The 5,708-nt window shown below is 63.9% G+C and carries 5 protein-coding genes; 3 read left to right on the top strand and 2 right to left on the bottom strand.

Annotated features, from left to right (window positions below; genetic code table 11):
* A partial coding sequence (locus WA702_RS13255; RefSeq protein WP_425110981.1) for an AMP-binding protein occupies positions 1 to 834 on the top strand: 834 nt, incomplete at its 5' end.
* A gap of 219 nt (positions 835 to 1,053) precedes the next feature.
* Positions 1,054 to 3,120, top strand: coding sequence for a putative bifunctional diguanylate cyclase/phosphodiesterase (locus tag WA702_RS13250; protein ID WP_425110980.1), 2,067 nt, complete (start codon positions 1,054 to 1,056; stop codon positions 3,118 to 3,120).
* On the opposite strand, the gene WA702_RS13245 is transcribed toward WA702_RS13250, so the two are convergent.
* Entirely contained in the window at positions 3,117 to 4,391 is a 1,275-nt protein-coding gene (locus WA702_RS13245; RefSeq protein WP_425110979.1) for an acyl-CoA dehydrogenase family protein, read from the bottom strand. The two genes, WA702_RS13250 and WA702_RS13245, sit on opposite strands and share 4 nt — an antisense overlap.
* A 150-nt stretch (positions 4,392 to 4,541) precedes the next feature.
* Here WA702_RS13245 and WA702_RS13240 point away from each other — a divergent pair, with 150 nt between their 5' ends.
* The gene (locus tag WA702_RS13240; RefSeq protein WP_425110978.1) at positions 4,542 to 5,321 is read left to right on the top strand and encodes an enoyl-CoA hydratase-related protein; all 780 of its coding nucleotides are present in this window, start codon (positions 4,542 to 4,544) and stop codon (positions 5,319 to 5,321) included.
* A gap of 106 nt (positions 5,322 to 5,427) precedes the next feature.
* Here WA702_RS13240 and WA702_RS13235 read toward each other — a convergent pair.
* Positions 5,428 to 5,708 (bottom strand): DUF6285 domain-containing protein (locus WA702_RS13235; RefSeq protein WP_425110977.1); only part of this gene is annotated, 281 nt, incomplete at its 5' end.

The following is a 5,708-nucleotide window of genomic DNA, read 5'->3' as shown; positions in this document are numbered from 1 at the left end:
CTCGATTATTTCGAGCAATCCGGCATCACCAAGCTGTTCATGGTGCCGGCCGCGATGCAGTTCGTGGTTCGCCTGCCCCGCGCGCGGCAGGTCGACTTCTCCAGGCTGAAATACATGCTCTATGGCGCATCGCCGATCCCGGCCGCCCTGCTGAAGGAATGCATCGAGGTCTTCAAATGCGGCTTCGTGCAGATGTACGGCATGACCGAGACCACCGGCACCATCGTCGCCTTGCCGCCGGAAGATCATGTCGAAGGCCTGGAGCGCATGCGTTCGGCCGGCAAGCCGCTGCCTGGCGTGGAGGTCGCGATCCTCGATCCGAACGGCAACAAACTCCCGCCGCGTGAGGTCGGCGAGATCGCCACCCGCTCGGGCTCCAACATGGTCGGCTACTGGAATCTGCCGGACGCGACCGCACGCACCTTGGCTGCGGACGGCTGGCTGCGTACCGGCGATGCCGGCTACATGGATGAGGATGGCTACGTCTACATCCACGACCGCATCAAGGACATGATCATCTCCGGCGGCGAGAACATCTATCCCGCCGAGGTCGAGAGCGCGTTGTGCGACCACCCGGATGTCGCCGAAGCCGCCGTAATCGGCGTCCCCGACGACAAATGGGGCGAAGCGGTCAAGGCGGTCGTCGCGCTCAAGCCCGGCAAGGCTGTAACCGAGACAGAGATCATTAACTTTCTCCGCACGCGCATCGCCGGCTTCAAGACGCCCAAGAGCGTGGATTTCGTCGCCGCGCTGCCGCGCAATCCCTCGGGAAAGATCCTGCGCCGCAACCTGCGCGATCCCTATTGGAGCGGCAAAGAGCGACAGGTGAACTGAACGGCCGCAGATATCACTGGATTGGGCCGCTGGTGCATCGGCGAGGCTCGCTCGACCGTGCTTGTACGGGGGTTCGTAAGCGGATCCCGACCTCTGCGTCGATCAACTCGAAGTCGCGCAGCAGGCGCGGTGCGCGCGATTTACGGCAGCGCGCTCCGCGCTAACGCAATGTTCGGATAACCGCGGTACGTGCAAGAGCGGCCGTAATCCGGAATTGTCATGCGCGTCATCTCCTGTCTCGTTTCCGAACACAATCCTTGGCTCGTCTTGCTTGCAGCGATCGTGTGCATCATCGGCTGCACGGTCTCGGTTCGGCTGCTCGAACGCGCGCGACGGACGGACGGGTTGCAGCGGGTCGGCTGGGTGCTTCAGACCGCCCTGGTTGGCGGCTCGTCGGTCTGGTGCACGCATTTCGTGGCGATTCTCGCCTACGATCCGGACACCCCGGTGGCGTTCGACCCGATCCTGACGATCGCCTCGTTGGCCATCGCGATCTTCGGTTTCGCCATCGGCTTCGGCCTGACCGCGGCCAAGCCGGACCGCGACATGACGTTGCTGTCCGGTACGATCGTCGGCAGCGCGGTATCGGCCATGCACTACGTCGGCATGATGGCCTATCACATCAGCGGCATCGTGACCTGGGACGCCAGCTATGTCGGCGCCTCTGTGATCTGCTGCGCCGTGCTGGCCATCGTCGCCCTTTACTTCAGCACCCAGATCGACAAGCCCAAATTTCAACACGCGACCATCCTGTTCTTCGCGCTGGCGATCATCTCCCTGCATTTCACCGGCATGGCGGCGGTCTCGGTGGTGCCGCTCGCATCCGGCGACAGCAGTGAGCTCGTGATGCACGCCATGGCGGTCGCGGTCGCCAGCGTCTCGCTGTTCGTGGTCGGCACCGGCGTCGCCAGCTACATGACCGATGCACGCTTCCGTAACGAGACGACACAGCGTCTGCAGCAGATGGCGCTGACCGACCCGCTCACCGGCCTCGCCAATCGCAAGAGCTTTGCCGGTCATCTCGAAAGCGAACGGCTGCGCACGCAGAAAGGCTCCGGCCGTCTCGCCGTCATCATCATCAATCTTGACCGCTTCAAGGAGATTAATGATTTCGGAGGATATCGGGCCGGCGACCAGGCGTTGAAGATCGTCTCCGGCCGGATCGAGCAGTGCATCGGAGCCGAGGGCTTTACCGCCCGGATCGGTGGTGACGAATTCGCTGCGTTCAAGCAGGTCCGCGCGCAAAGCGATCTGCTTTCCCTGCTGCAACGGCTTGAAGCGACGCTGTTCCAACCGCTGCAGATCGGCGAGTTGACGATCGAGTCCGGCGCCAGCATCGGCGTGGCCGTATTTCCCGACGACGCAACCACCTCGGAGGCGCTCGTTGGCAACGCCAACCTCGCGATGGATCGCGCCAAATCCGATCCGTCGAAAGCCGTCTGCTTCTACGAGAGCAAGCTCGACGATGCGGTCCGCCAGCGCCAGATCCTGTCGCGCGAACTCGACCGCGCGGTCGAACTCAACCAGCTCGAATTGTATTTCCAGGTCCAGGTGTCGATCCCGGAATCGACCATCTGCGGCTACGAGGTGCTGCTGCGCTGGCAGCATCCGCAGCGCGGGCTGGTGCCGCCGCTGGAATTCATCTCGCTCGCCGAGGAGACCGGCTCGATCATCCAGATCGGCGAATGGGTGCTCCGCGAATCCTGCCGCCGCGCGGCGGCCTGGACGACGCCGCATCGGATCTCGGTCAACCTGTCGCCGGTCCAGCTCGGGCAATCCGATCTGCCGCGGCGGATCCATCAGATCCTTTTGGAGACCGGCCTGCCGCCGTCGCGTCTGGAGCTCGAGATCACCGAAAGCGCGCTCATCAACGACAAGAACACCGCGCTGCACATGCTGCGCCAGATCAAGGCGCTCGGCGTCACGATCTCGCTCGACGATTTCGGCACCGGCTATTCCTCTTTCGAGACTCTTCGCGCCTACCCGTTCGACAAGATCAAGCTCGACCGCCTGTTCATGACGGAGGTCGAGACCAGCCCGCAATCGCTGGCCGTGATGCGGGCCGTGCTCGCGCTCGGCAAGAGCATGGGCGTGCCGATCCTGGCCGAGGGTGTCGAAAACCAGACGCAGCTCGACATCCTGCAGAGCGAAGGATGCGACGAAGCCCAGGGCTATCTGCTGGGCCGGCCGCAGCCCCACGACAAGGTGTTCCACCCCGACGGCGCGCCGTTGCAGCTACCGCTTGCGCAGCCTGCGGCTCCAACGCGCCGACGCGATGTCGCCTAGCGTTTGCCCGCGCCCATATAGCCGAACAGGAAGCCTGCCACTTTCCGCATCTGGATCTCCTCGCTGCCCTCGGTGATGCGGTAGCGGCGGTGATGGCGGTAGATGTGCTCGAACGGCTTGTGCCGTGAATAACCCATGCCGCCATGGACCTGGATGGCGCGGTCGGCCGCCTCGCAGCACAGCCGGTTGGCCCAGTAGTTACACATCGAGACCTTGTCCGACAGCGTATGCTCGACCTGCGGCTGGGTGAGCTGATCCATCTCCCAGGCGGTCTTGCGGATCAGCAGCCGCAGCATCTCGGCTTGCGTCGCAAGCTCCACCAGCGGCCACTGGATCGCCTGGTTCTCGGCCAGCGCCTTGCCGAACGGTTTGCGCTCACGCGCGTAGTTCACGCTCTCATTGATGCAGAACACCGCGGCGCCGAGCGAGCTCGCGGCTTGGCGGATGCGGTTCTCGTGCACGAAGCACTGCGCTAGCGACAGCCCGCGGCCGACTTCTCCGAACAGCGCGTCGTCCGGCACGAACACATCCGTAAAGCTGACGCGCGGATGATCGGTCGGCATGTTGAAGGTCCACATATACTCCTCGACCTTCACACCATCGCTCTTCGCCGGCACCAGGAAGCAGGTGATGCCGCGCGCGTCGCCGTCATTGCCATCCGTGCGCGCGAACAGCGCGCAATGGGTGGCGACATGCATGCCGGTCGTCCACATCTTCTCGCCGTTGATCAGCCAGCCCTTGACGTTGTCGCGCGTGGCCGGCACCGCCTTGGTTTCCATATGCGTCGCGTCCGAGCCGTGATGCGGCTCGGTGAGACCGAAGGTGATGCGGTATTTGCCGGTGATCGAGCCGTCGATCATCGCCTTCTGTTCGTCGGTGCCGTAGCGATCGAGCATGGTGACGATGGGCAAATTGCCGACGATCGAATGCTCGTTCTGCAGATCATTATGCAGGCCGAGGCCCTTGGCGGCGAAATACTCCCGGATCACGGCCATCCACAGGTTGGTGCCGTCCTTGCCGCCGTAACGCTTCGGGATCGCAAAGCGCAGATGCCCGGCCGCGTCGGCGCGGTCCTTGGCCTTGCGTAGCAGCTTCTCCCATTCATGCCGCGGCAGGCCGCCATTGTCGAAGTCGGTGCGCGCCCATTCGCGACGATGGTCGAAGAAGCGGATGTTGTCATCCGCCTGCTCCAGCGGCTTGATCTCGGCTTCGATGAAGCGGTCGAGCTCGTCGAGATAGGCTGTGAGCTCCTTGGGCAGCGAAAAATCCACGGCGTTTCTCCCAGATCGTTATTGTCGTTGTTCTGACAGCGGTGCTGCGCTCGTGGCGCTCGGCCCGCTTGCGTATTTGGATGACCACGGAAGCTGCGTCCGCGCTAAGGTCGTCGACGAGCACACACAAGAATCCCGGAGGATGCGTCGATGGAGCTGAAATTCTCGAAAGTCACCCGCAAGGGGCCGATCACGATCGTCACCTTGGCGCGGCCCGAGGTCTACAACGCGCTGCACATCGAGGCGCATTTCGAACTCAACAAGGTGTTCGACGACTTCGCCGCCGACCCCGAGCAATGGGTCGCCATCGTCACCGGCGAAGGCGACAAGGCGTTCTGCGCCGGCAACGATCTGAAATGGCAGGCAGCCGGCGGCAAGCGCGGCTGGGACAAGGGCGGCTTCGCCGGCCTCACCTCGCGCTTCGACTGCGACAAGCCGATCATCGCCGCCGTCAACGGCGTCGCGATGGGCGGCGGCTTCGAGATCGCGCTGGCCTGCGACCTCATCATTGCCGCGGAGAATGCCACCTTCGCATTGCCCGAGCCGCGCGTCGGGCTTGCGGCGCTGGCCGGCGGCCTGCAGCGGCTGCCGCGACAGATCGGCATGAAGCGTGCGATGGGCATGATCCTCACGGCACGCCACGTCAGCGCCAAGGAGGGCCTTGAGCTCGGCTTCGTCAATGAAGTGGTGCCGCAGGGCCAAGCGCTGGCCGCGGCGGAGCGCTGGGCCGAGACCATCACCAAGAACTCGCCGATGTCGATCCGCGCCTCCAAGCAGGCGATCCGCATGGGCATGGCAGTGTCGCTGGAGCAGGCCATCACCGAACAGCGCGACTACCCGGCCGTGCAGGCCATGGCGGCCTCGCAGGACTACATCGAGGGACCGAAAGCGTTTTCCGAGAAGCGCCCGCCGAAGTGGCTGGGGAAATAAGCTCTCACGGCCGTCATTGCGAGGAGCGTCAGCGACGAAGCAATCCAGGCTGGTTCCGCGGAGAGATTCTGGATTGCTTCGCTTCGCTCGCAATGACGGCGGAGAGCTAGGCATCGTCACCGCCCCTCACTGACTCGCGCTTATACGACGCGTAGTTCGGCTGGTCCACGGCGAGCTTGTCGAGCGTGGTTTGCCAGAGATGCTCCCTCACGCCGGGCGTGCTGAGATCGAGAGCCCCGTTTGCGAGCTTCTCAGCGAGCTCGCGGTTCAACTCGAACAATGAACCTGTGCTGCCGAGCAGCGCCCTCAGCCGCGCCTCCTCCGCTGCATCGCTCGCTTCCGCCTGGGTCAACTGTCGGACCACCAAGTCGAGCGCATTAATACCGA

It is taken from the genome of Bradyrhizobium sp. (assembly GCF_049798375.1).
Classification (GTDB): Bacteria; Pseudomonadota; Alphaproteobacteria; order Rhizobiales; family Xanthobacteraceae; genus Bradyrhizobium.
The sequence above is the reverse complement of the archived record's forward strand: the minus strand, read 5'-3'. Positions and strand labels throughout refer to the sequence as shown.

What these genes read in the sequence shown, in the direction of transcription:
- WA702_RS13250 (WP_425110980.1), top strand. Translation starts at nt 1,054, where the DNA reads ATGCGCGTCATCTCCTGTCTCGTTTCCGAACACAATCCTTGGCTCGTC.
- WA702_RS13240 (WP_425110978.1), top strand. Translation starts at nt 4,542, where the DNA reads ATGGAGCTGAAATTCTCGAAAGTCACCCGCAAGGGGCCGATCACGATC.